At 70.0% G+C, this 21,707-nt stretch carries 18 protein-coding genes; 7 read left to right on the top strand and 11 right to left on the bottom strand.

What is annotated here, in order from left to right; genetic code table 11:
- The first annotated feature begins 27 nt into the window (after positions 1-27).
- Entirely contained in the window at positions 28-1,332 is a 1,305-nt protein-coding gene (locus tag L3Q65_RS23970; RefSeq protein ID WP_237596674.1) for an MFS transporter, read from the top strand.
- Positions 1,329-2,984, top strand: coding sequence for an amidohydrolase (locus tag L3Q65_RS23965; RefSeq protein WP_370648114.1), 1,656 nt, complete (start codon positions 1,329-1,331; stop codon positions 2,982-2,984). Before L3Q65_RS23970 ends, L3Q65_RS23965 begins: the two co-directional genes overlap by 4 nt.
- A gap of 173 nt (positions 2,985-3,157) precedes the next feature.
- Here L3Q65_RS23965 and L3Q65_RS23960 read toward each other — a convergent pair whose 3' ends face one another.
- Together L3Q65_RS23960 and gltB are read right to left on the bottom strand one after the other, a co-directional pair.
- Positions 3,158-4,609: a glutamate synthase subunit beta gene (locus tag L3Q65_RS23960; protein WP_237596672.1), complete on the bottom strand. Its 1,452-nt coding sequence runs from the start codon at positions 4,607-4,609 to the stop codon at positions 3,158-3,160.
- 65 nt (positions 4,610-4,674) lie between these two features.
- On the bottom strand, positions 4,675-9,207 hold the full coding sequence (gene gltB, locus L3Q65_RS23955) for a glutamate synthase large subunit (protein ID WP_237596671.1): 4,533 nt from the start codon (positions 9,205-9,207) through the stop codon (positions 4,675-4,677).
- 560 nt (positions 9,208-9,767) lie between these two features.
- Here gltB and L3Q65_RS23950 point away from each other — a divergent pair.
- Positions 9,768-10,394, top strand: a complete 627-nt coding sequence (locus tag L3Q65_RS23950; protein ID WP_182895465.1) for a YigZ family protein — start codon at positions 9,768-9,770, stop codon at positions 10,392-10,394.
- A 27-nt stretch (positions 10,395-10,421) separates the two neighbouring features.
- Here the strand turns inward: L3Q65_RS23950 and L3Q65_RS23945 are convergent, their stop codons facing one another.
- The 6 genes from L3Q65_RS23945 to L3Q65_RS23920 all read right to left on the bottom strand — a co-directional run bounded on the left by L3Q65_RS23945 (position 10,422) and on the right by L3Q65_RS23920 (position 16,606).
- On the bottom strand, positions 10,422-10,676 hold the full coding sequence (locus L3Q65_RS23945; RefSeq protein ID WP_182895466.1) for a hypothetical protein: 255 nt from the start codon (positions 10,674-10,676) through the stop codon (positions 10,422-10,424).
- A gap of 121 nt (positions 10,677-10,797) precedes the next feature.
- On the bottom strand, positions 10,798-11,724 hold the full coding sequence (locus tag L3Q65_RS23940; RefSeq protein WP_237596670.1) for a phosphotransferase: 927 nt from the start codon (positions 11,722-11,724) through the stop codon (positions 10,798-10,800).
- A gap of 41 nt (positions 11,725-11,765) precedes the next feature.
- On the bottom strand, positions 11,766-12,332 hold the full coding sequence (locus tag L3Q65_RS23935) for a TetR family transcriptional regulator (RefSeq protein ID WP_182895468.1): 567 nt from the start codon (positions 12,330-12,332) through the stop codon (positions 11,766-11,768).
- Between the two features lie 69 nt (positions 12,333-12,401).
- Positions 12,402-13,634: a cytochrome P450 gene (locus tag L3Q65_RS23930; RefSeq protein ID WP_237596669.1), complete on the bottom strand. Its 1,233-nt coding sequence runs from the start codon at positions 13,632-13,634 to the stop codon at positions 12,402-12,404.
- 128 nt (positions 13,635-13,762) lie between these two features.
- Positions 13,763-15,181, bottom strand: a complete 1,419-nt coding sequence (locus L3Q65_RS23925; protein WP_182895470.1) for an MFS transporter — start codon at positions 15,179-15,181, stop codon at positions 13,763-13,765.
- Positions 15,182-16,606, bottom strand: a complete 1,425-nt coding sequence (locus L3Q65_RS23920; RefSeq protein ID WP_237596668.1) for an FAD-dependent monooxygenase — start codon at positions 16,604-16,606, stop codon at positions 15,182-15,184.
- A 67-nt stretch (positions 16,607-16,673) separates the two neighbouring features.
- Between L3Q65_RS23920 and L3Q65_RS23915 the strand changes: the two genes are divergently transcribed.
- Positions 16,674-17,210: a MarR family winged helix-turn-helix transcriptional regulator gene (locus tag L3Q65_RS23915; RefSeq protein ID WP_237596667.1), complete on the top strand. Its 537-nt coding sequence runs from the start codon at positions 16,674-16,676 to the stop codon at positions 17,208-17,210.
- On the top strand, positions 17,207-17,605 hold the full coding sequence (locus tag L3Q65_RS23910; RefSeq protein ID WP_182895472.1) for a hypothetical protein: 399 nt from the start codon (positions 17,207-17,209) through the stop codon (positions 17,603-17,605). Before L3Q65_RS23915 ends, L3Q65_RS23910 begins: the two co-directional genes overlap by 4 nt.
- Here L3Q65_RS23910 and L3Q65_RS23905 read toward each other — a convergent pair.
- Entirely contained in the window at positions 17,602-18,354 is a 753-nt protein-coding gene (locus L3Q65_RS23905; protein ID WP_237596666.1) for a maleylpyruvate isomerase family mycothiol-dependent enzyme, read from the bottom strand. The genes L3Q65_RS23910 and L3Q65_RS23905 overlap by 4 nt on opposite strands.
- Before the next feature lie 74 nt (positions 18,355-18,428).
- Positions 18,429-19,133, bottom strand: coding sequence for a bifunctional 2-polyprenyl-6-hydroxyphenol methylase/3-demethylubiquinol 3-O-methyltransferase UbiG (locus L3Q65_RS23900; protein WP_237596665.1), 705 nt, complete (start codon positions 19,131-19,133; stop codon positions 18,429-18,431).
- Between the two features lie 123 nt (positions 19,134-19,256).
- Here L3Q65_RS23900 and L3Q65_RS23895 point away from each other — a divergent pair, with 123 nt between their 5' ends.
- Both L3Q65_RS23895 and L3Q65_RS23890 read left to right on the top strand, forming a co-directional pair.
- The gene (locus L3Q65_RS23895) at positions 19,257-20,447 is read left to right on the top strand and encodes a cytochrome P450 (RefSeq protein ID WP_182895474.1); all 1,191 of its coding nucleotides are present in this window, start codon (positions 19,257-19,259) and stop codon (positions 20,445-20,447) included.
- Between the two features lie 2 nt (positions 20,448-20,449).
- A complete protein-coding gene (locus L3Q65_RS23890) occupies positions 20,450-20,665 on the top strand; it encodes a ferredoxin (RefSeq protein WP_182895475.1) in 216 nt (71 codons plus the stop codon).
- A 66-nt stretch (positions 20,666-20,731) separates the two neighbouring features.
- Here L3Q65_RS23890 and mtnA read toward each other — a convergent pair whose 3' ends face one another.
- Positions 20,732-21,697 carry an S-methyl-5-thioribose-1-phosphate isomerase gene (mtnA, locus tag L3Q65_RS23885; protein ID WP_237596664.1) on the bottom strand — a complete coding sequence of 322 codons (966 nt, stop codon included), beginning with the start codon at positions 21,695-21,697 and terminating at the stop codon, positions 20,732-20,734.
- Between the last annotated feature and the right edge of the window lie 10 nt (positions 21,698-21,707).

Below are 21,707 nucleotides of genomic sequence, written 5' to 3'. Positions count from 1 at the left end.
GGGAACACCGCCGCCAGGGAGTAGCCCGTGAACCACGAAACCGCCACCGGCCGCCGGGCCGCGCTCGCCTCCTTCGCCGGGACGGCGATCGAGTGGTACGACTTTTACCTGTACGGGACCGCGTCCGCGCTGGTCTTCGGCAAGCTGTTCTTCCCCGAACTGAACCCGGCGACCGGCGTGCTCGCCGCGTTCGGCACGTTCTGGGTCGGCTTTCTCGCCCGGCCGCTGGGCGGGATCGTGTTCGGGCACCTCGGCGACCGGGTCGGGCGCAAGAACACGCTGGTCGTCACGCTGCTGCTGATGGGGTTCGCGACCTTCGCGGTCGGGCTGCTGCCGACGTACGCCAAGATCGGCCTCGCCGCGCCGTTGCTGCTCGTCGCGCTTCGCGCGGTGCAGGGCGTCGCGGTCGGCGGGGAGTGGGGCGGCGCGGTCGTGCTCGCCGCGGAGAACGCGCCAGCCGGACGCGGGTCGTACTTCGCCATGTTCGCCCAGCAAGGCTCGCCCGCCGGGTCGATTCTGTCCACAGTGGTCTTTCTCGCGGTGAGCGCGCTGCCGGACGAACAGTTCCTGACCTGGGGCTGGCGAGTGCCGTTCCTGCTGTCCGGCGTGCTGGTCGCGCTGGGCTTGCTGATCCGGCTGAAAGTCGAGGAACCGGCGGAGTTCGTGCGCGCCAAGGCGAAAGCCGCCGTCGCGAAGGTGCCGCTGGCCGAGGTGCTGCGGACCGCTTGGCGGACCGTGCTGCTCGGCATCGGCGCGAGCATCATGGGCATCGCCGCCGCGTACTTCAGCAACACGTTCGTCCTCGCCTGGTCCACGAACGAACTCGGCATCGGCCGCCAGACCATGCTTTACGTGCTGCTCGGCGCATCCGTGGTGCAGTTCTGCTGGCAGCCGGTCGCGGCGCGGCTGGCCGAACGCGTCGGCGAAACGCGGTTCATGGCGGTCTCGCTGGGGTGCAACATCGTGGTGACCGTCCCGATGTACCTGCTGATCGCGTCCGGCAACCCGGGGCTGGCCTTCGTCGGCATCGCGGTCGCGACCGTGTGCGGTTCCGGCTACTACGCGGTGCTCGCCGGATTCCTCACCCGCGGATTCCCGATCCACCTGCGCTACACCGGAATTTCTCTGTCCTACCAGCTGTGCAGCACGATCTTCGGCGGCACTACGCCGTTCATCGCGCAGGCGTTGCTCAACGCGACGCACGGCGCGATCTGGCCGGTCGTCATCTACCACGTCGTGCTGCTCACGCTGACCCTCACCTGCGTCCTGGCGCTTGCCCGTCGCACCGCGGCCGTCGCCGACTCCGAAAAAACCCTGACCCGACAAGGATGAGCCAAGTGCGTCTCGATGCTTTGTTCCACAATGGACGATTCGCCACGCTGGACCGCGACCGTCCACAAGCGACCGCGCTCGGCGTGATCGGCGGCCGGATCGCCGGATTCGACGACGAGGTCCGCGGCCTCTCCGCAGACACGGTGGTCGACCTCGGCGGCGCGCCGGTCGTCCCCGGCCTCAACGACGCGCACCACCACTTGAGCATGCGCGGCAAGCTGATCCGGGAACTGGACGTCTCCGCCGAGGCCGCGCCGACCCTCGACGCGCTTTACCGTGCGGTGGCGGAACGGGCCGCGACCCTGCCCGCCGGCGCCTGGGTCATCGGCGCCGGCTACGACCAGAACAAGATCGGCGCGCACCCCACCGCCGAAGCCCTGCACCGCGCGGCCGGCGGACGGCCGGTCTGGCTCACGCACACTTCGCGGCACATGTCCGTCGCGAGCACCGAAGCCTTCGCCCTGGCCGGATATCCGGACCGGCTGGGCGTGCCGGACGTTCCCGGCGGCACCGTGGCGCGCGACGAAGACGGCAGCGCCACCGGATTGCTGCAGGAACGCGCGACCGTCCTCGTGGACCGCCTGCTGCGCCCCGAGGCGACCGAAGAAGTCATCGCCAACATCGCCGCCGGTGCGCACGCCGCGCTCGAAGACGGCCTGACCAGCGTCACCGAGCCCGGCATCGGCACCGTCGACGGCATCGGCCACGGCCGCGCCGACCTCGATTCCTTCCAGCGCACCCGCGAACGCGGGCAGCTGGGCGTGCGGATGACGGTGATGCCCTACATCACCGCGCTGCGCGACTGCGGCCCGTTCGAGCCAGGTGGCGAATGGTTCGGGCTCGACCTCGGTGTGCGCACCGGCGTCGGCGACGACCGGCTGCGCATCGGCCCGGTCAAGATCCTCTCCGACGGCTCGCTGATCGGCCGGTCCGCCGCGATGTGCTGCGACTACGAGGACTCGCCCGGCAACCAGGGGCTGATGCTGTTCGAGCCGGACGAACTGCGCCGCTACATCCTCGAAGCGCACCGGTGCCACTGGCAGATCGCCACGCACGCGATCGGCGACGCGGCCCTCGGCGCCGTGCTCGACGCCTACGAGGAAGCTCAGCGGAAATACCCGCGCGAGGACGTCCGGCATCGCATCGAACACTGCGCGGTCGCCGACGATGCCGCGGTGGCCCGGATCGCCGACCTGGGCGTGATTCCGGTGCCGCAGGGCCGGTTCCTGTCCGAAATCGGCGACGGACTGCTCGCCGCGCTCGGCCCGGAACGTAGTCGCCTGGCGTATCGGATGCGGAGTTTCCTCGACGCCGGAGTCGTTCTGCCCGGCAGCACGGACGCTCCGGTGGTCGCGGCGTCGCCGTTGCTCAGCATCCACGACATGGTCAACCGCCGGACCGCGTCAGGGCAGCCGATCGCACCGGACGAGGCGGTGACTCCGCTGGAGGCGCTGCGCGCGTACACGGCCGGCTCGGCGTACGCGGTGCACGAGGAAACCAGCAAAGGCACGCTGAGCAGGGGAAAGCTGGCCGACTTCACGGTGCTGAGCGACGACCTGCTGACGGTCGACCCGGCGAAGATCGGCGAAATCAGCGTCGGCGCGACCGTGGTGGGCGGCGAGGTCGCCTACAACGCCGGTGCCGCGCACTAAAAGGGCGGGTGCGACGCCGTTGTCGCACCCGCCCGACAGCCGGGACTGGCGCGGCGGCAGTGACGCGTCAACCCCGAAACTTGAACGGAGCGAAGCGCGACGACGTTGGCGCGCTTGGCCCCGAGACTTGAACGAAGCAGGCGCGGCGACGGTGACGCGCCTGCTCCGAGTCCTCAGGAGATCGGCCGGTCCGTCGGCGCGATCGGGGCCGGGAGCACGCCCCGGCCGGTCAGGAAGGCGTCCACGCCGGCCGCGCACGAGCGGCCCTCCGCGATCGCCCACACGATCAGCGACTGCCCGCGGCCCATGTCGCCCGCCACGAACACATTGTCCACAGTGGTCTGGAAGTTCTTGTCCCGCACGACGTTGCCGCGCTGGTCCAGTTCCACGCCAAGGTCGGTCAGCAGGCCTTCGCGCTGCGGGCCGAGGAAACCCATCGCCAGCAGCACCAGCTGCGCGGGCAGCTCGGTCTCGGTGCCCTCGACCGGGACGAACTTGCCGCCCTCGTTGCGCACCTCCACCAGCTTCAGCGCGCGCACCCGACCGTCGGAATCGGTCAGGAACTCCTGGGTGTTGACCGAGTACAGCCGCTCGCCGCCCTCCTCGTGGGCGGAGGTGACGCGGTAGATCATCGGGTACGTCGGCCACGGGTGCGCGTCCGAACGCGACTCCGGCGGCTTCGGCATGATCTCCAGCTGGGTCACCGACTTCGCGCCTTGGCGGTGCGACGTGCCGACGCAATCCGCGCCGGTGTCGCCGCCGCCGATGACCACGACGTCGAGGCCCTTGGCCGAATACGGCGACTCCTCGAGCTCGCCCGCCGCGACCCGGTTGGCCGGCGGCAGGAACTCCATCGCCTGGTAGATGCCCTGGGCCGAACGGCCCTCGATCGGCAGGTCGCGCCACGCCGTCGCGCCGCCGGCCAGCACCACCGCGTCGTGGTCCGACTTAAGCTGCTCGACGGTGACGTCCACGCCGACGTTCACCGACGTCCGGAATTCCGTGCCCTCGGCCCGCATCTGGTCGAGGCGGCGGTCGAGGCGGAACTTCTCCATCTTGAACTCGGGAATGCCGTAGCGCAGCAGCCCGCCGATCTTGTCCGCCCGCTCGTAGACCACGACGGTGTGGCCCGCGCGGGTCAGCTGCTGCGCCGCGGCCAGCCCGGACGGACCGGACCCGACGACGGCGACCTTCTTGCCCGTCTTCGTGACCGGGACCTGCGGCGTGACCCAGCCTTCCTCGAAGGCGCGGTCGATGATCGAGATCTCGACCCGCTTGATCGACACCGGGTCGTCGTTGATGCCGAGCACGCACGCGGTCTCGCACGGCGCCGGGCACAGCGTGCCGGTGAACTCCGGGAAGTTGTTCGTGGCGTGCAGCCGGTCCGCGGCCTGCTGCCAGTCCTCCCGCCACACCAGCGTGTTCCACTCCGGGATCAGGTTCCCGAGCGGACAGCCCTGGTGGCAGAACGGGATCCCGCAGTCCATGCAGCGCCCGGCCTGCTTCTCCAGCTTGGTCGTCGCGAAGTCCTCGTAGACCTCGCGCCAGTCCATCAGCCGCAGGTCCACCGGACGCCGCTTCGGTTCCTCGCGCGTGGTGGTCAGAAAGCCCTTGGGGTCAGCCATGTGCGGCCTCCATGTTCTGCGGGATACCCGCACCCAGTCGGCACTCATGACTGGCTTCGCGATTATCAGCCATGAGCTGCCTCCATGATCGCCTCGTTCACGTCCCGGCCGTCCCGCTCGGCCGCCACCTGGGCGGCGAGCACGCGCTTGTAGTCCTTGGGCATGACCTTGCCGAACCGGTCGACCGCACTGTCCCAGTCCGCCAGCAAGGCCCGCGCGACGGCGGATTCCGTTTCGTTGTAATGCTTTTCGATGGTTTCGCGCAGGAAGTCGACGTCCGCGGTGTCGAGCGGGTCGATGTCGACCATCTCCGGGTTGACCCGGTGCGCCGGCAGGTCCAGCACGTACGCGACGCCGCCGGACATGCCCGCCGCGAAGTTGCGGCCGATCCCGCCCAGCACGACCATCCGGCCGCCGGTCATGTACTCGCCGCCGTGGTCGCCCACGCCCTCGACGACCGCCAGCGCGCCCGAGTTGCGCACGCAGAACCGTTCGCCGACCTGGCCGCGGATGAAGATCTCGCCGCTCGTGGCCCCGTAAGCGATCACGTTGCCCGCGATGATGTGGTTCTCCGCGACGATCGGCGATTCCTTCGGCGGCCGCACGACGATCCGCCCGCCGGAGAGGCCCTTGCCGACGTAGTCGTTGCCGTCGCCGTAGAGCCGCAGCGTGATGCCCTTCGGCACGAACGCGCCGAACGACTGGCCCGCGGTGCCGGTGAAGGTGACGTCGATGGTGTCGTCGGGCAGCCCTTCGCCGCCCCACTTCTTCGTCAGCTCCGACCCGAGCATGGTGCCGACGGTGCGGTTCACGTTGCGCACCGGCAGTTCCAGCCGCACCTTGTCGCCCGCCGCCAGCGCGCCCTCGGCGAGCTGGATCAGCGTGTTGTCGAGCGCCTTGTCCAGGCCGTGGTCCTGCTTGACGGTCTGGTGCCGCACCGCGCGCGGCGGCAGTTCGGGCACGTGGAAGATCGGCGACAGGTCGAGCCCGGCGGCCTTCCAGTGGTCGACCGCCTTGCGCTTGTCGAGCAGCTCGGCGTGGCCGACGGCCTCCTCGACGGACCGGAACCCCAGCTCCGCCAGGTATTCCCGGACCTCCTGCGCGATGAACTCGAAGAAGTTCACCACGTACTCGGCCTTGCCGCTGAACTTCTCGCGCAGCTTCGGGTTCTGCGTCGCGACGCCGACCGGACAGGTGTCGAGGTGGCAGACGCGCATCATGATGCAGCCCGACACCACCAGCGGCGCGGTCGCGAAACCGAACTCCTCGGCGCCGAGCAGCATCGCGATCATGACGTCGCGGCCGGTCTTGAGCTGGCCGTCGGTCTGCACCACGATCCGGTCGCGCAGCCGGTTGGCCAGCAGCGTCTGCTGCGTTTCGGCCAGGCCAAGCTCCCACGGTCCGCCCGCGTGCTTGATGGAGGACAGCGGCGAGGCGCCGGTCCCGCCGTCGTGGCCGGAGATCAGCACGACGTCCGCGTGCGCCTTGGACACGCCCGCGGCGACCGTGCCGACGCCGACCTCGGACACCAGCTTCACGTGGATGCGCGCGTCCGGGTTGGCGTTCTTGAGGTCGTGGATCAGCTGAGCCAGGTCCTCGATGGAGTAGATGTCGTGGTGCGGCGGCGGCGAAATCAGCCCGACGCCCGGCGTGGAGTGCCGCGTCTTCGCGATCCACGGGTACACCTTGCCGCCGGGCAGCTGCCCGCCCTCGCCGGGCTTCGCGCCCTGCGCCATCTTGATCTGGATGTCGTCGGAGTTCACCAGGTACTCGCTGGTGACGCCGAACCGGCCGCTCGCGACCTGCTTGACCGCGGACCGGCGCTCCGGGTCGTACAGCCGCTCCGGGTCCTCGCCGCCCTCGCCGGTGTTCGACTTGCCGCCGAGGCGGTTCATCGCGATCGCCAGCGTCTGGTGCATTTCCATCGAGATCGAGCCGTACGAGATGGCCCCGGTGGCGAACCGCTTCACGATCTCCGAAACCGGCTCGACCTCCTCGATCGGCACCGGCGTGCGGTCGCCGAACTTGAAGTCGAACAGCCCGCGCAGCGTCAGCAGCTTCTCGGCCTGGTCGTTGACCGCCTTCGTGTACTCCTTGAAGATGTCGTACTTCCCCGACCGCGTGGAGTGCTGCAGCTTGAACACCGTCTGCGGGTTGAACAGGTGCGGTTCGCCTTCGCGCCGCCACTGGTAGTCCGCGCCGGTTTCCAGCTCGCGGTGGCTCGCCCGGACGCCGTCGACCGGGAAAGCGCGCACGTGCCGCTGCGAAACCTCTTCGGCGAGCGTGTCGAAGCCGACGCCGCCGAGCCGCGAAGTGGTTCCGGTGAAACAGGTGTCGATCACTTCGGAGCCGAGGCCGACCGCCTCGAAGATCTGCGCGCCGGTGTACGAGGCCACAGTGGACACGCCCATCTTGGACATGGTCTTGCGGACACCCTTGCCGAGCGCCTTGATCAGGTTCGTGGTGGCCTGCTTGGGAGTCACGCCCGGGATGAGGCCCCGGTGCGCCATCTCCTCGACCGTCGCCATCGCCAGGTACGGGTTCACCGCGGCCACGCCGTAGCCGACCAGCAGCGCGATGTGGTGCACTTCGCGCGCGTCGCCCGCCTCGACGATGAGGCCGACCTGCGTGCGCGTCTTCTCCCGCACCAGGTGGTGGTGCACCGCGCCGGTGAGCAGCAGCGACGGGATCGGCGCGTGGTCGGCGTCCACCCCGCGGTCGGACAGCACGATCAGCCGCGCGCCGTCCTCGATCGCCTCGGACACCTCGGCGCGGATTTCGTCGAGCCGCTTGAGCAGCGCCTCGCCGCCGCCGTGCACGTTGTACCGGCCCATGACGGTGACCGCCTGGAACTCCGGCAGGTCGCCGTCGTCGTTGACGTGCACGAGTTTCGCGAGCTGGTCGTTGTCCAGCACCGGGAACGGCAGCACGATCCGGCGGCACGACGACGCGTCCGCGGCCAGCAGGTTCGGCTCCGCGCCGATCTGCGTGCCGAGCGCGGTCACCAGCTCCTCGCGGATCGCGTCCAGCGGCGGGTTGGTCACCTGGGCGAACAGCTGGATGAAGTAGTCGAACAACGGGCGCGAACCCGACGAAAGGGACGCTAGGGGCGAATCGTTGCCCATCGACCCGATCGGCTCCGCTCCGGTGCGGGCCATCGGCTCGAGGATGGTCTCCAGCTCTTCCTCGGTGTAGCCGAACGCCTGCTGCCGGCGCACGAGAGCGGCGTGCAGCGGGACCTCGCGGTCGCGCTCGGGCAGCTCCTCCAGGCGGAGCAGCCCGGCGTCGACCCATTCGTCGTACGGGTGCTCGGAAGCGAGCCGGCCCTTGATCTCCTCGTCCTCGACGATCCGGCCGGCGACGGTGTCCACGAGGAACATCCGGCCCGGCTCGAGCCGTCCCTTGCGGACGATCTTGGCCTGGTCCAGCTCCAGCACGCCGACCTCGCTGGCGAGCACCACGAGGCCGTCGTCGGTGACCCAGTAGCGGCCCGGGCGCAGGCCGTTGCGGTCCAGCACCGCGCCGATCTGCGCGCCGTCGGTGAACGCCACCAGCGCCGGTCCGTCCCACGGCTCCATGAGCGTGGAGTGGAATTCGTAGAAGGCGCGGCGCGCGGGGTCCATTTCCTGATGGTTCTCCCAGGCCTCCGGGATCATCATCAGCACCGCATGCGGCAGCGACCGGCCGCCGAGGTGGAGCAGCTCCAGCACCTCGTCGAAGGACGCCGAGTCGCTCGCGCCGCGCGTGATGACCGGGTAGATCCGCTTGAGGTCGCCCGGGATGAGGTCCGTTTCCAGCAGCGCCTCGCGGGCGTCCATCCAGTTGCGGTTGCCCTTGAGCGTGTTGATCTCGCCGTTGTGCGCCACGTAGCGGTACGGATGCGCGAGCGGCCACGACGGGAAAGTGTTGGTGGAGAAGCGGGAATGCACCAGGCCGATGGCGCTCGTCACGCGCTCGTCGGTGAGGTCGAGGAAGAACTTCTCGACCTGCGGCTCGGTCAGCATTCCCTTGTAGACGATCGTGCGCGAGGACAGCGACGGGAAGTACACGTCGTCCTCGACCAGCTCGTGCTCAACGCGCTTGCGCACGCAGAAGGCGGCGCGCTCGAGGGCGAGGCCGTCGATGTTGTTCTTGTGCCCGGCCAGGAACAGCTGGGTGAAGTGCGGCATGGTCTGCGCGGCGGTCGGGCCGCAGTGCGCGGTGTCGACCGGCAGCTCGCGCCAGCCCACCACGCGCATGTCCTCCTCGGCGGCGATCCGCTCGATGGTGGTCATGGCGCGGCCGCGGCGCTTTTCGTCCTGCGGCAGGAACGCGGTGCCGACGGCGTAGCTGCCTTCCGGAGGCAGCTCGAACCCGGCGACCTCGCGGTAGAACGCGTCGGGCACCTGGATGAGCAGGCCCGCGCCGTCCCCGGTGTCCGGTTCCGCCCCGCGTGCCCCGCGATGTTCCAGATTTTTCAGCGCGACAAGGGCTTTCGCCACGATCTGATGGTCTCGGCGACCGGTCAGGTCCGCGACGAACGCCACCCCGCAGGCATCGTGCTCGTAAGCGGGGTCGTAGAGGCCGTCAGTGGCCGGGGTGCTCGAACGGTGGGTCACGGCTGGCCGCCTCCCAAGGCGTTGGCGCGGTTTCGTTGCTCCGAAGAGGGGTTCAGCACTGAACCGGTTAACGAAGTGGTCCGAAACCGCGATGGTCAGTCGAGAAGGGAAACCATCCGGTGCCTCCGCTGTCGCGAGGCGCGGCACTGCGTCGCGATGCGTGGCTGACCGCGGCCGGTCGACGACCGGGCCGGGTGCCGGATGGTTTGTCACCGCACGGCGATGGGCGGCGGGAAAAGTTCTGCACGTCGCTGTACAGGCGCACGCGCCGGGGTCGGTCAGCCTGTGTGGTGGGGGCCAGCCGGGGCGCGTGGTGGTGACTCCCGGGTTCGCCGGGTCTTATGACGATAGTGTGAATTCGCTGTGATCGACATACGTCATCGCGCTCTCGTGGGATAAGCCACGCATACGTTGACGCCCTCCGGGGTACTCCCATATGTCGGGCCGTCTCTCCCGCCACGCGGTCAGCGAAGTCGCTGACCTGCGCAAACCTGTCTGCCTGCCCGGTGTCAACCCCGTGCTCGCTGCTGGTTGACTGGGGGTCGTGAGGGGGAACGCCGATGACTGATCGTTATCTGTCCGTGGCAGTGGCCGGGCTGCACGAGATCGAAATACGGCGTTCACGGTTCCTGTGCGCGCTGGCGCCGGTGGGAGACGAAGCGGCCGCGCGGGAGATCATTTCGGCCCGCCGGCGGGCCGAACCCGCGGCGCGGCACCACTGTCACGCGTTCGTTCTCGGCCCGGACGGCCGCACCCAGCGTTCGAGCGACGACGGCGAGCCCGCCGGGACGGCCGGGGTGCCGATGCTGGAGGTGTTGCGTCGCCGCGAAGTCACCGACACGGTCGCGGTGGTGTCGCGGCATTTCGGCGGCGTGCTGCTCGGCGCGGGCGGGTTGATCCGCGCGTACGGGCAAGCGGTGTCGGACGCGCTCGACGCGGTAGGCCTGGTGGAGTACCGGCGATTGCGGCTGTTCGACGTAACGATGGACTACACCCGGGCGGGCCGCTTCGAGAACGATCTCCGCGCCTCGCCGTACGTGCTGCACGAGACGCGGTTCGAGGCGGCGGCGCACTTCGAGGTGGGGCTCTCGCCCGGCGAGGAAGAACGATTCAGCGGCTGGCTGGCCGACCTCACCGGCGGCGAGGCGGTCGCGGTCGAACTGGGGGAGGAGTGGGTGCGCGGGTAGCCCGCGCTCGGGCTCAAGCCCGGAAGATCAAGCCGCGACCGGCTTTCCGTCCAGCGCGCGCACCCCGGCCTCGGTGAGCACCGCGCGCACCCGCGCGCCGCACGCTCCGGCCTCGGCGGGCTCGATCAGGCCCTTGCGGACGAGGTCGCGGACGGTGCCTTGGTCGCAACAGCTCAGCCCGTCGACGAACAGGTCCGGTTCACAGCTGCAGCTGATCTCCGCGTGCCCCTCGGCGACGGCACGCAGGGTTGCCCGCTCCCGATGGTTCAACTCGGCAGTCACGGCGGTTCCTCCTTCTGTCCCGGCCCCTGGTGTACCCCGGGAACGGTTCCAGTGTCCGTCGCGATTGCCGGGTTGTCGCGTATTTCACTCCTTTTTACGGGGGTATGTCGCGGGGTACCCCTCATACGCCCCACCATGCGTCCGCCAGGGATACGAAAGTAGGTTTTTCCGGGGCCGGGAGCACGTCCAGGTACCAGCGGAAGTTGCTGTACACGTGCAGAAGCGTGTACGCGAGGCACCGGCGGGAGAAGTCCGGGCCGAGGTCGTCGGGACGGTAACCGTAAGCGAGCAGAAGACTCCGCAGAAATGCCGGGTCGCCGCTCGAAACGAACAAGCCGACCGCCGCGAACTCGTATTCCGCCGCGCCGCGCATCGCCGGTTCGAAATCGAACAGGCCGGACAGCCGCCAGCCGTCCCCTTCCCGGGTGACCATCAGATGATCGCGCATGACTTCGGTGTGCAGCGGCACGGTTTCCGGCGTCCCCAGCTCGACCGAGTCGACGAACTCCGGAAGCTGGGCGAGCCAGTGTTCGTCCAATGTGGTCTTGCGATGGTGGTCGAGCAGCTTTTCCCGTTGGGCGGCAAGGAACGCGGTCCAGTCCTGCGGCGCGAGCACGGACAACGCCGGGTCGCGCACGGCATGCAAGGCGGACAGCGCCTCGCCGATCTGCGGGGCGAGCGCGAGTCTGCCCGCTGCGGACAGGTCGGGCCAGACCTGGCTGAGCGAGTGTCCGCGCAGCCGTTCCATCACGACGTAACCCCAGCCGTCGCGGGTCCCGGCGTGCACGACGCCCGGGGTCGGGATCGGGAGCTTGCCGTGCAGGACTTCCAGCATGGTGCGCTCGGTAGTCAGCTCGTCGAGGTACACCGGCGGATAGAGCTTCAGGACGAGCTGCTCGCCCACGGCGTACACAGGCAGCGAACCGTCGGCGAACGGCACGGGTTCGCCGTGCTCGCCGAGCGTCCGGAGAAGGTCTCGTACCGCGGGCAGCAGGTCTTCGCGGGCCAGCTGGTCGAACTCGGCCGCAGTGGCGGCGGGCGGGAACATGCGGCGACGGTATCCGCGGGTCCCGGCGCGGGCGTAGCGAATTACTTGCTGCGTTCGAGCAGGGTGCGCACGGCCGGGCCGATGAGCCGCTCGATCTCGTCGGCGGGCGCGGTGGCGAGCGGGTCCTTGCGGGTGATCGAGCGGACCAGCCCGATGCCGAGCAGCCAGGCCATCGCGAGGTCGGCGCGGAGTTCGGCGTCCGGCGCGTCGGTGAGCCCGGAGAGCGCGCGCGTGTACTCGGCGTCGAGTCGCGCGCGCAGCGCCTCGTCGGCGCGATCGGTGCCGGATGACCGCAGGTAGGTCTCGATCGAGCGGGACGCCGAGTCGTCGCGTTCGAGGAGGCTCCGCAGCGCCGCGGAGAACAGCCGCTCGGGCGGGGTCGTCTCGACCTGGGCCAGGCCGCCGCGCGCCATCACGTGCTCGAACAACGCGTCCTTGCTGCCGAAGTACCGGAACAGCAGCGCCTGGTTGACGCCCGCGCGGTTCGCGATGTCGCGCACTGTCGTGCGATCGAAGCCGCGGTCGGCGAACAGTTCGGCCGCGGCGTCCAGCAGCGCGGTCTTGGTCGCCGTCGCGTCGCGTTTGCGCGAAGGCTGGTCCGCGGCCATCGGTCCCCCTGGTGTGCGCTGGTGTGCGCGACGAGGTTAACCCGACAGCTCGCGGATCGGCCGGGCGAACTACGCGGACCAGGCGACCGGCAGCTCCTCGGGGCCGTAGACGAGCGTGTTGTGCTTGTACGCCAAAGATTCCTTCGGCACCGCGAGTCGCAGACCGGGCACGCGGCGGAACAACGCGGTCAGCGCCTCCTGCATTTCGACCCGCGCCAGCTGCTGGCCGACGCACTGGTGCGCGCCGAACCCGAAGGCGACGTGCGTGCGCGGCGATTCGCGGGCGAAGTCCAGCTGGTCGGCGTGCGGATAACGGTCCTCGTCACGGTTGGCGGAGTTCAGCGCGGCGATCAGCCAGTCACCCGCGGCGATCGTCTGGCCGCCGACCTCGACCTCCTCAGTGGCGTACCGCAGCACACCGAACTGCACGACCGACAGATACCGCAGCAATTCCTCGACCGCGCGCGGCGGATCGGCGAGGGCTTGCGCGCGCTGCTCCGGGTGTTCCAGCAGCACAAGCGTGCTGAGCGCGATCATGTTGGCGGTGGTTTCGTGTCCCGCGACGAGGAGGCTGAGGCCGAGCATGATCAGCTCGTCCAGGTCGAGCGATTCCCCGGCGGCCTCGGCGCGGACGATCAGCTTGCTGAACAGGTCGTCCCGCGGGTCCTGTTGCTTGCCGGCGAACAGCTTGCCCAGGTAGCCGGCCAGTTCGTGGAACGCCTGGTCCGTGGTGCCCGCTTCCTGGTCGGTGCTGACCAGCAGGCTGCTCTGGCGCTGGAACAGCTCGCGGTCGGCGTACGGGACGCCGAGCAGTTCGCAGATCGCCAGCGAGGGGATCGGCAGCGCGAAGTCCTGGACCAGGTCAGCGCGGCCGGGTTTGGCGAGCATGGCGTCGAGGTGCCGTTCGACCTGCTCGCGGACGTACTCGCGCAGCCGTTCCACCCGCCGCACGGTGAACTCGGCGACGACCATCCTGCGCAGCCGGGCGTGCTCCGCGCCGTCGAGCTGGATGATCGAACCGGGGTCGGCCTCCTCGTACGGGTCCAGATCGGCTTTGACGTGCGCTGACGAGGCCCCGCGCGAACTCAGCGCCGGGTCGGCGAGCACGGCGCGGACGTCGTCGTAGCGGGTGACCAGCCAGGTCTCGAACCCGGCCGGGCAGCGGATCCGCGACACCGGCGAAGTCTCCCGCAGCGCGGCGTACCCGGCGGGCGGATCGAACGGGCAGCCGGGCGGGCGGGTGGTCGGGAGGGCCGGTGGGTGGGTGGTCGGGAGGGCCGGGGTCTCGGGCGAGGTGGGCATGCGGATGGCGCCTTTCCTCCGACGGGTGCGGGCATCTTCCACTCTGGAGACGCCCGCACCGCGGCGGGGCGATCGGCCGGGATAGGCGACGGAAGGACCACACCTCTGCCCGATTCACCCCGCCCTGGTTAGACCGGTTCGGTGATCGGCTCGTCGGCGAAACGGCGGGCTACCCGTTCCGCGCCCGCGCGCGCCCAGGCCGTGGTGGCGAGGACGGCGAGCGCGATGATCAACGTGGTCCCGCCCGCGACCGCCCACCACGCCGTGGCGTACCCGGCCAGCGGGGTGGTCGCCGCGGCGAGGATGGTGCCCGCGATCGCGACGCCGAGCGTTTGCCCGACCTGCCGGGAGGTGGACGCGACCGCGGCGGCGACTCCGGCCTGGGAGCGGGGCATACCGCTGACCGCGGCATTGGTGATCGGCGGATTCAGCAGCCCGAACCCCAGCCCGAACACCCCGTACGCGATCGCGAGCACCCACAGCGGCGTGGCGGCGGACGCGGTGGTGAGCAGCACTGCGACGACGGTCATCGAGATCCCCGCGGTCAGCAGCGGAATCCGCGCGCCGCGGTTGGCGACGAGACGGCCGGACAGCGGAGCGGCGATCGTGACGGCCACAGCGGCCGGGAGCAGCATCAGCCCGGATTGCAACGCCGACAGCCCGCGCACGTCCTGGAGATACAGCGGCGACAGGAACAGGAACGTGCCGAACGCGGCGAGCCCGCACACCGCGCTGATCGTGGCCGACGAGAACGGCGCGCTCCGGAAGAAGCGCAGTTCGACCAGCGGTTCCCGGCGGCGGAGTTCCCAGCGGATCAACGCGGTCAAGGCGAGCACGCCGAGTCCGGTCAGCCCGAGGATCGCCGGCGAACCCCAGCCGAGCCGCTGGCCTTCGATCGCCGCGGTCACCGCCGAACCGAGCAGCAGCACGACCAGCACCTGTCCCACCGGATCCGGGCGGCGCGGGTGCGGCGCCCGCGATTCCGGCACGTAGCGCACGGTCAGCGCGATCGCCGCGACGACCACCGGCACGTTGACCCAGAAGATCGCCCGCCACCCGATGCTTTCGGTCAGCACGCCGCCGAGCACCGGGCCGACGCCCAGCGAGATCCCGACGATCGACCCCCACACCCCGATCGCCCGCGCGCGCTCGCCGGGGTCGGTGAAGACGTTCGTGATGATCGACATCGCGACCGGGTTCAGCATCGCGCCGCCGAGCGCCTGCACGATGCGCGCGGCGACCAGCCAGCCGATCGACGGGGCGACGCTGCACAGCAGCGAGCCGAGTCCGAAAAGGACCAACCCGGCCAGGAAGGTCCGCTTGCGCCCCAACCGGTCTCCGGTGGCGCCGGCGAGCATGAGGAAGCAGGCGATCACGAGCGTGTAGGAGTCGATTGTCCATTGCAGACCGTTGATGGACGCGTCGAGGTCGGTGCGGATGACCGGGAGCGCGACGTTGACGATGGTGTTGTCCATCGCGACCACGAGGATGCTGGAGCAGAGGATCGCGAGAACGCCGAAACGGCCGCGCGCGGTGTCGACTCCCATTCAGCGCGCCTTGATTTCTTCGCCCGGGGTCCATACTTCGGCGGCGTATCCGTCCGGGCGGACGAGGACGGCGGCCAAATCGTGCCAGTCGCGGGTTGAGCGCACGACATTCTCCCCTTCCGCAACGGTGGTGCCGAAGACTACGAGCGTGCACCTGTCCGGGCGCAGCGCACGATGGAGGGTGCGGCCGTCGGCGAGCGGCAGGTTGGGTACTCGACGGCCGGCGAGACTGCCGTCTTCGGCGTAGGAAACGTCGAGCCCGGACAGCCAGCCGCGCAGTTCGTCCGCGGTGTCGCCGTTGCGGCCGATGAGGTCGGACATCAAGTCCCGCAACGCTTTTCCGCCCGGAGTGAAGGTGACCATGAGCGCGGCCTGGGCGAGGGTGTTCGCCGCGAGCCGGGCCGCGATGGGGCGGCGTTCGGCGTCGTAGGACTGCGGGCCGTCGATGATCCGCCGCGGCGCGCGTCCCCGCACCTCCGCGGCGAGTTTCCACGCGAGGTTCGCCGCGTCCTGCACGCCGACGTTGAGCCCTTGCCCGCCTGCCGGAAGGTGGACGTGCGCGGCGTCGCCGGCGAGGAACACCCGGCCGACGCGGTACTGCTCGGCGTGGCGCGTCGCGTCGCCGGTGCGCGAAGCCCAGATGACCTCGGTGAGGCCGAAATCATCGTCGGCGAGCCGTTTGAGCGTCGCGCGCAACTCAGCTTCGTCGGGAATCTGGGCCTGGCGGCGCGCGGCCTCCTCCGGGGTGAGGCCGGTGTCGCCGGGTTCGTGGCCGAAGATGCGGTAGATGCCGCCGGGCAGCGGAAGCGCGCTGTACGAGCCGCGTTCGCAATCCCAGTTGTGCGGCTGGGCAGGCGGGCGTTCCAGCTTCACGTCGGCGAGAAATCCCATGGTGGACGCGGGAGTTCCGGGGAAGCCGAGGCCGAGCGCGTGCCGGGTCGCGCTGTGCGCGCCGTCCGCGCCGATGACGTAACCGGCCCGCCGGGTGTCGCCGGTTTCCGAGACGATGGCGACGCCTTGCTCGTCCTGCGTCAGGCCGGCGAGTTTCCACCTGGGCTCGACCACGACGCCCTGCCCGGCGAGATACTCGGCGAGCAACCGCTCGGTTTCCGGCTGCGGCAGCAGGAGGACGAACGGGAACGAGGTGTCGAGCCCGCGGTAGTCCAGCCGGTTCGGCAGGGCCGCGAAATGCGTGGCGGGCACGGGATTTCCGGCGGCGACCATGCGCGCGGCCAGCGAACCCCGCTCGTCCGGGATCGAGTCGAAAAGCTCGAGGGTGCGCGGGTGGATCGTGGTCGCCCTCGATTGCCCCGCGCGGTCCGGGTTGGCCTCGAAGACCCGGACCGCGATGCCGGCTCGGTGCAGGAACGCGGCCGCGGCCATTCCCACCGGCCCGGCGCCGATTATCGCGACCTCTGTGTCCATTTTTCCCCCTATGTCGGTGCTCGCCTCGCGAACTGTCTTGACGTCAAGGTATTCTTCCACTGTCTTGATGTCGAGAGAAAGGGCCGTGCCGGTGAACACCTCGCCTCGGGACGCGGTCGACGACCTGGTGGACGCCGTGCGGCGCGGGGGCGGCGACGAGAGCGTGCTGGGCGCGAAGTCGCTGTCCTACCGGCTGCGGCGGGTCGCGCACCAGCTGGAACTGGCCATGCGCCGCGAACTGTCCGCGCACGGGATCGAGCTGTGGGAACTGGAGATGCTCGCCGCGCTCAAGCGCGCGCCCGGGCACCGGCTGACTCCAGGACAGGTGATGGCCGCGGTCGAGCTGACCTCGGGTTCGGTCACGCACCGGATCACCCGGCTGGAGGCGCGCGGCTGGGTCCGCCGCGACAAGGACCCTGGCGACCGGCGTTCGGTGCTCGTGTCCCTCACCGAGGAAGGCAAACGCCAGGCGCTCGCGTCGTTCGAGCTCAAGACGGAGATCGAACGCGAAATCGCGAAGGCTCTCGACCCGGAAACCGTCGACGTGGTGAACGACGCGCTCCGGCGGGTCTCGCACCACCTCAAAGGAAAGGACGAGCAATGAAACGCGAAACCCTTGGCGCGGCGGCCATCGTCGCGGGCCTGGCCGCCGCCGCGCCCTCGGTGTGGCAGACGGTCACGCACATCACCGATCCGAGCTACCGTGCGCCGGAGGTCCGCCACGGCGAAGGTCACGTGCAGTACCACATGGCACGCGAAGCCCTGATCACCGCGGGCGCTTTCGGTGCGGTGGGCACCGGTTTGGCGGCCGGACGCGATCGCTCGCCCGCGCTGTGGCGGGCTATGGCTTGTGCCGCGGGCGGTTTCGTGGCGGCGATGTGGTCGGGTGGCCCGGCGACCGGGGTGTGGGCGCCGAATCGGAAGGCGCTGGCGATTCACGTGGCGTCGACGAGCGCGTTGTCGGCGGGAATCGCGTTGCTGCGGCCGCGGCGGCGTTAGAGAAACACCCGGGCGTTCTCCATCCACGCCTTCGCGTCCTTGCCGATCGCGGCCAGGCCGGTTTCGTCGAGGGTGCGGCGCTGGGTGATGCGAAGGCAGAAATCCCTTGCGCTGCCCCGGATCCGCTGTGCCGCGTCGTCCGGGCCCCACCCCCAGACGACCCCGTCGGGACTGGTCAGTTCGACCCGGATCGGCTCGGTCGGCAGCGGCAGTTGAGCGGCGTAGAACGACAGCCCGCGCCCGGCCACGCCCAATGCGGCAATGTGCTTGAGCCGGTCCGTCGGACGGTGCTCGACGCCCACCGTGTCGAAGACGTCCTGCCCGTGCGCCCACGTTTCCATCAGCCGAAGCGTCACTGCGAGCCTCGCGGTCGACTGCGAGCCGTACCACGGAAAGGCCTGGTCCAGCGGGATTTCTCCGAGCGCTGCGGCTGCTTCGGCCCGTCCGGCGCGCCAGCGCTCCAGCAACTCCGCGCGCGGTCGCGCGGCTCCCTCGGCCGCGACCGCGTCGGGGTCTTCGTCCAGCACCGCGGCGAACTTCTCCGGCGTCCGGATGGCGAGGAGGACGTTCGCGTCGGCCGCCGCGAGATGCGCGATCTGGTGGCCGATCGTCCACCCCTCGGCGGGGGTCGGTCTCGACCAGTCGGCTTCCGCGGACACTGCCGCGTCGAGGTCGTCGCCTTCCGCGAGCAAATCCGGCAAGGCGGCTTCACGAGTTATTTCGGACAAATCCAGGCCGTAGTCCAGCATGCGACCACGCTATCCGCATCACGGCGGCCCTTAGTGCTTTCGGTCATCGGACGGGGGCCGATCGGGCAATCGGGTCAGCCGGCTTCGGCGGAAACGAGCAGAAAGTTCGGCATGCGCACGTAACTCTCGATCCCTTCCGCCACCGCGGGATCCAGCCCCGGCTCGACCACCTCCCGCAGCCGGCAGCCGAGCGCGGCCAGCTCATTGAGGTAGGCGGAAATCGGCCGGTGGAAGTCGGACGCGTCGCGTCCGGCGATCTCGTATTCCGCCAGATACTCCTTCCGGCGGTATTCGCCGTACTTCCGCCAGGTGCCGAACAACTCCTCGAACGCCGGATGCACGATGGCGAACACGAACAGCCCGCCCGGTCGCACCGCCTCGACGCAGGCGCGCATCGCGGGCTTCCAGTCGGGAATCGCCATCAGCACCATGCTGCACACGACCGCGTCGAACGGCTCCAGTTCCGGCAGCCGGGCGAGTTCCGCCTGCACGTAGGAAATGCCCGCTCCCGCCTTCTCCCGCGCGAACGAAATCAGGCTTTCGGCCGGTTCGACCCCGGTCACCTCGGCCCCTCGCGCGGCAAGCATCCGGCTGAAGTATCCGTTGCCGCAGCCCGCGTCCAGCACCCGGCGGCCGCGCACGTCGCCGAGCAGCCGCAGGAGGACCGGGTTGACCAGGTGCTGTTTGGCGAAGTCCCCGTGCTCCGCGGTCGCTTCCATCGATGCCCGGGTGCTCCCGGAGTCCCATTGCCGGATGGCGGCTTCGTTCGTCCATGTCACCGGATCGAGCCTAGGGCGGACGTCTCGCGATTTTCCGGATGCTCCTGGCGGATTGACGTGCGGACGGCGTCGGGTGTAGGCATGTAAGCACCTGCTTACAAAGGGATCCGGGGAGTCGCTGGCATGACCACCACGCACACCGAACCGCTCGCCTACCCGTTCAACGAGGAGGCGGGTCTCGCGCTCAACGAGGCCTACACCGCCGCTCGCGAGAACGCCGGGATGATCCGCGTCCAGATGCCCCGTGGCGAGGCCGCCTGGCTCGCCACCCGCTACGCCGACGCCCGTCTCGTGCTCGGCGACCGGCGGTTTTCCCGCGCGCTGGCGCAGGAAAGCGACGAACCGCGGATGTCGGAGTACCGGCGTCCGGGCGGCATCCTGTCGATGGACCCGCCGGATCACACGCGGCTGCGCACTCTCGTCGCGAAGGCGTTCACCGCGCGGCGGGTCGAGGAACTGCGCCCGCGGGTCGCGCGGCTGGCCGACGACCTGATCAAGGAGCTGCGGGAACACGGGCAACCCGCTGACCTGGTCGATCTGTACGCGCTGCCGATCCCGGTCGCGGTGATCTGCGAGCTGCTCGGCGTGCCGGTGGCGGACCGGCCGCAGTTCCGCGAGTGGAGCGACGCGGCGTTGTCGACCACGCGGCTGACGCCGGAGGAGGCGGAGCGCAGCCGCGAGGAGCTGCGGGCGTACATGGCCGGGTTGATCGCCGAGCATCGTGCGCAGCCGCAGGACGATCTGATGACCGCGCTCATCGAGGCGCGCGATGTGCGGGACCGGCTCACCGAGCTGGAGCTGGTCGACCTGTGCGTCGGGATCCTGGTCGCCGGCCACGAGACGACTGCCAGCCAGATTCCGAACTTCGTGTATGCCCTGCTGGACCAGCACGAGCACTGGGAACGGCTGTGCGCGGACCCGTCGCTCATCCCGACCGCGGTGGAGGAACTGCTTCGCTTCGTGCCGCTCGGCGCCGGCGCGGGGTTCGCCCGGTACGCGACGGAGGACGTCGAGGTCGGCGATGTCCTGGTGCGCCAAGGAGAACCGGTGCTGGTGGCGATCGGTGCGGCCAACCGCGACCGCCTGCAGTTCGGCGCCGCGGACCAGCTCGTCCTCGACCGCGGGGACAACCACCATCTCGGCTTCGGGCACGGGGTGCACCACTGCCTCGGCGCTCCGCTCGCGCGGCTGGAACTGCAGGAGGCGCTGCGGGCGCTGACCCGGGAGTTGCCGGGACTGCGGCTGGCCGGGAATATCGAGTGGAAGACGCAGATGCTGGTCCGCGGACCGCGGTCGATGCCGGTGGGGTGGTGACGATGACCTGGTCGATCGAGGTCGACGGAGGCGTGTGCATCGGCAGCGGGATGTGTGCGGCCTTGCTGCCGGAGACGTTCGAGCTGGACGGGGCCACGGCGCGTGCGGTCACCGAGGCGGTTGAGCCGGACGAAACAGTGCTGGACGCGGCAGATTCGTGTCCGGCAATGGCGATCACGGTGCGGGACGGGGCCGAGGTCGTCGGCCCGCGCCCCTAGTCCCGCATCGCGAACTCCGCCCGGATCCGCACGGACCTCGCGGCTCGGTTCCTGGCGTCGCCGGTCTCACGGCCGGAACACACCGTCCTCGGTCACCACCGCAGTGATGAGCGCCGCGGGAGTGACGTCGAAGGCCGGATTGAACACCGCCGACCCCGCCGGGGCGATCTGTGCTCCGCCGAATTCCGTGAGCTCGAACGCCGCGCGTTCCTCGATGTCGATGTCCGACCCGGCAGCGATGCTCTTGTCCACTGTGGACGTAGGCGCGACCACCACGAACGGAACACCGTGGTGTGCGGCGGAAATGGCCAGCCCATAGGTCCCGATCTTGTTGGCCACGTCCCCGTTCGCCGCGATCCGGTCCGCGCCGACCAGCACGCAGTCCACCAGTCCGCGCGCCATCGCCGCGGCCGCCGCGCCGTCCGGCTGCACGCGGTACGGCACTCCGGCCTGCGCGAGTTCCCAAGCAGTGAGCCGGGATCCCTGCAACAACGGCCGGGTCTCGTCCACCAGCACCGATTCGACCAGTCCGCGGGCGTGCAGGTGCCAGACGACGCCGAGTGCGGTGCCCCACGCGACGGTCGCGAGGTGCCCGGTATTGCAGTGGCTGAGCAATCGCAACGGCCTGCGCGGGCACGCGTCCAGCACGACCTCCGCCGCGTGCGCCGACGCCGTGCGGTTGCGTTGCTCGTCCTCGTCGAGCATCGCCTGTGCCTCGGCCAGCACCGCATCGGCTCCGTCCGGCAGCCGCTCCAGCGCCCGGGAAACGCCCCAAGCCAGGTTGACCGCCGTCGGCCGCGCGTGCGCGATCCGGTCCGCCTCCGCTCGAACCTCCCCGCCCTGGCGAGCGGCCAGCGCGACCCCCAGTGCGCCCGCCGCTCCCAGCGCCGGCGCCCCGCGAACCGCCAGCCGTTGGATCGCGTCGACCAGTTCGGTCACCGTGCGCAGCGTGCGCGTGCGGTACTCGCCAGGAAGCGCTACCTGGTCCACGATCACGATCGCCCCGTCGGCCCAGTCGATGGTCCTGCGCATACGCCCTCCG

Source organism: Amycolatopsis sp. FU40, assembly GCF_021903635.1.
Lineage (GTDB): Bacteria > Actinomycetota > Actinomycetes > Mycobacteriales > Pseudonocardiaceae > Amycolatopsis > Amycolatopsis dendrobii.
Note: the sequence above shows the minus strand (reverse complement) of the source record. Positions and strands in the feature narration are given on the sequence as shown.

Excerpts from the sequence above, each read along its gene's own strand:
- L3Q65_RS23960 (WP_237596672.1), bottom strand. The coding sequence starts at position 4,609 with ATGGCTGACCCCAAGGGCTTTCTGACCACCACGCGCGAGGAACCGAAG.
- L3Q65_RS23915 (WP_237596667.1), top strand. The coding sequence starts at position 16,674 with ATGTCGAGAGAAAGGGCCGTGCCGGTGAACACCTCGCCTCGGGACGCG.
- L3Q65_RS23905 (WP_237596666.1), bottom strand. The coding sequence starts at position 18,354 with ATGCTGGACTACGGCCTGGATTTGTCCGAAATAACTCGTGAAGCCGCC.
- L3Q65_RS23935 (WP_182895468.1), bottom strand. The coding sequence starts at position 12,332 with ATGGCCGCGGACCAGCCTTCGCGCAAACGCGACGCGACGGCGACCAAG.
- L3Q65_RS23920 (WP_237596668.1), bottom strand. The coding sequence starts at position 16,606 with ATGGACACAGAGGTCGCGATAATCGGCGCCGGGCCGGTGGGAATGGCC.
- mtnA (WP_237596664.1), bottom strand. The coding sequence starts at position 21,697 with ATGCGCAGGACCATCGACTGGGCCGACGGGGCGATCGTGATCGTGGAC.
- L3Q65_RS23910 (WP_182895472.1), top strand. The coding sequence starts at position 17,207 with ATGAAACGCGAAACCCTTGGCGCGGCGGCCATCGTCGCGGGCCTGGCC.
- L3Q65_RS23930 (WP_237596669.1), bottom strand. The coding sequence starts at position 13,634 with ATGCCCACCTCGCCCGAGACCCCGGCCCTCCCGACCACCCACCCACCG.
- L3Q65_RS23925 (WP_182895470.1), bottom strand. The coding sequence starts at position 15,181 with ATGGGAGTCGACACCGCGCGCGGCCGTTTCGGCGTTCTCGCGATCCTC.
- L3Q65_RS23950 (WP_182895465.1), top strand. The coding sequence starts at position 9,768 with ATGACTGATCGTTATCTGTCCGTGGCAGTGGCCGGGCTGCACGAGATC.
- L3Q65_RS23940 (WP_237596670.1), bottom strand. The coding sequence starts at position 11,724 with ATGTTCCCGCCCGCCGCCACTGCGGCCGAGTTCGACCAGCTGGCCCGC.
- L3Q65_RS23890 (WP_182895475.1), top strand. The coding sequence starts at position 20,450 with ATGACCTGGTCGATCGAGGTCGACGGAGGCGTGTGCATCGGCAGCGGG.
- L3Q65_RS23895 (WP_182895474.1), top strand. The coding sequence starts at position 19,257 with ATGACCACCACGCACACCGAACCGCTCGCCTACCCGTTCAACGAGGAG.
- L3Q65_RS23965 (WP_370648114.1), top strand. The coding sequence starts at position 1,329 with ATGAGCCAAGTGCGTCTCGATGCTTTGTTCCACAATGGACGATTCGCC.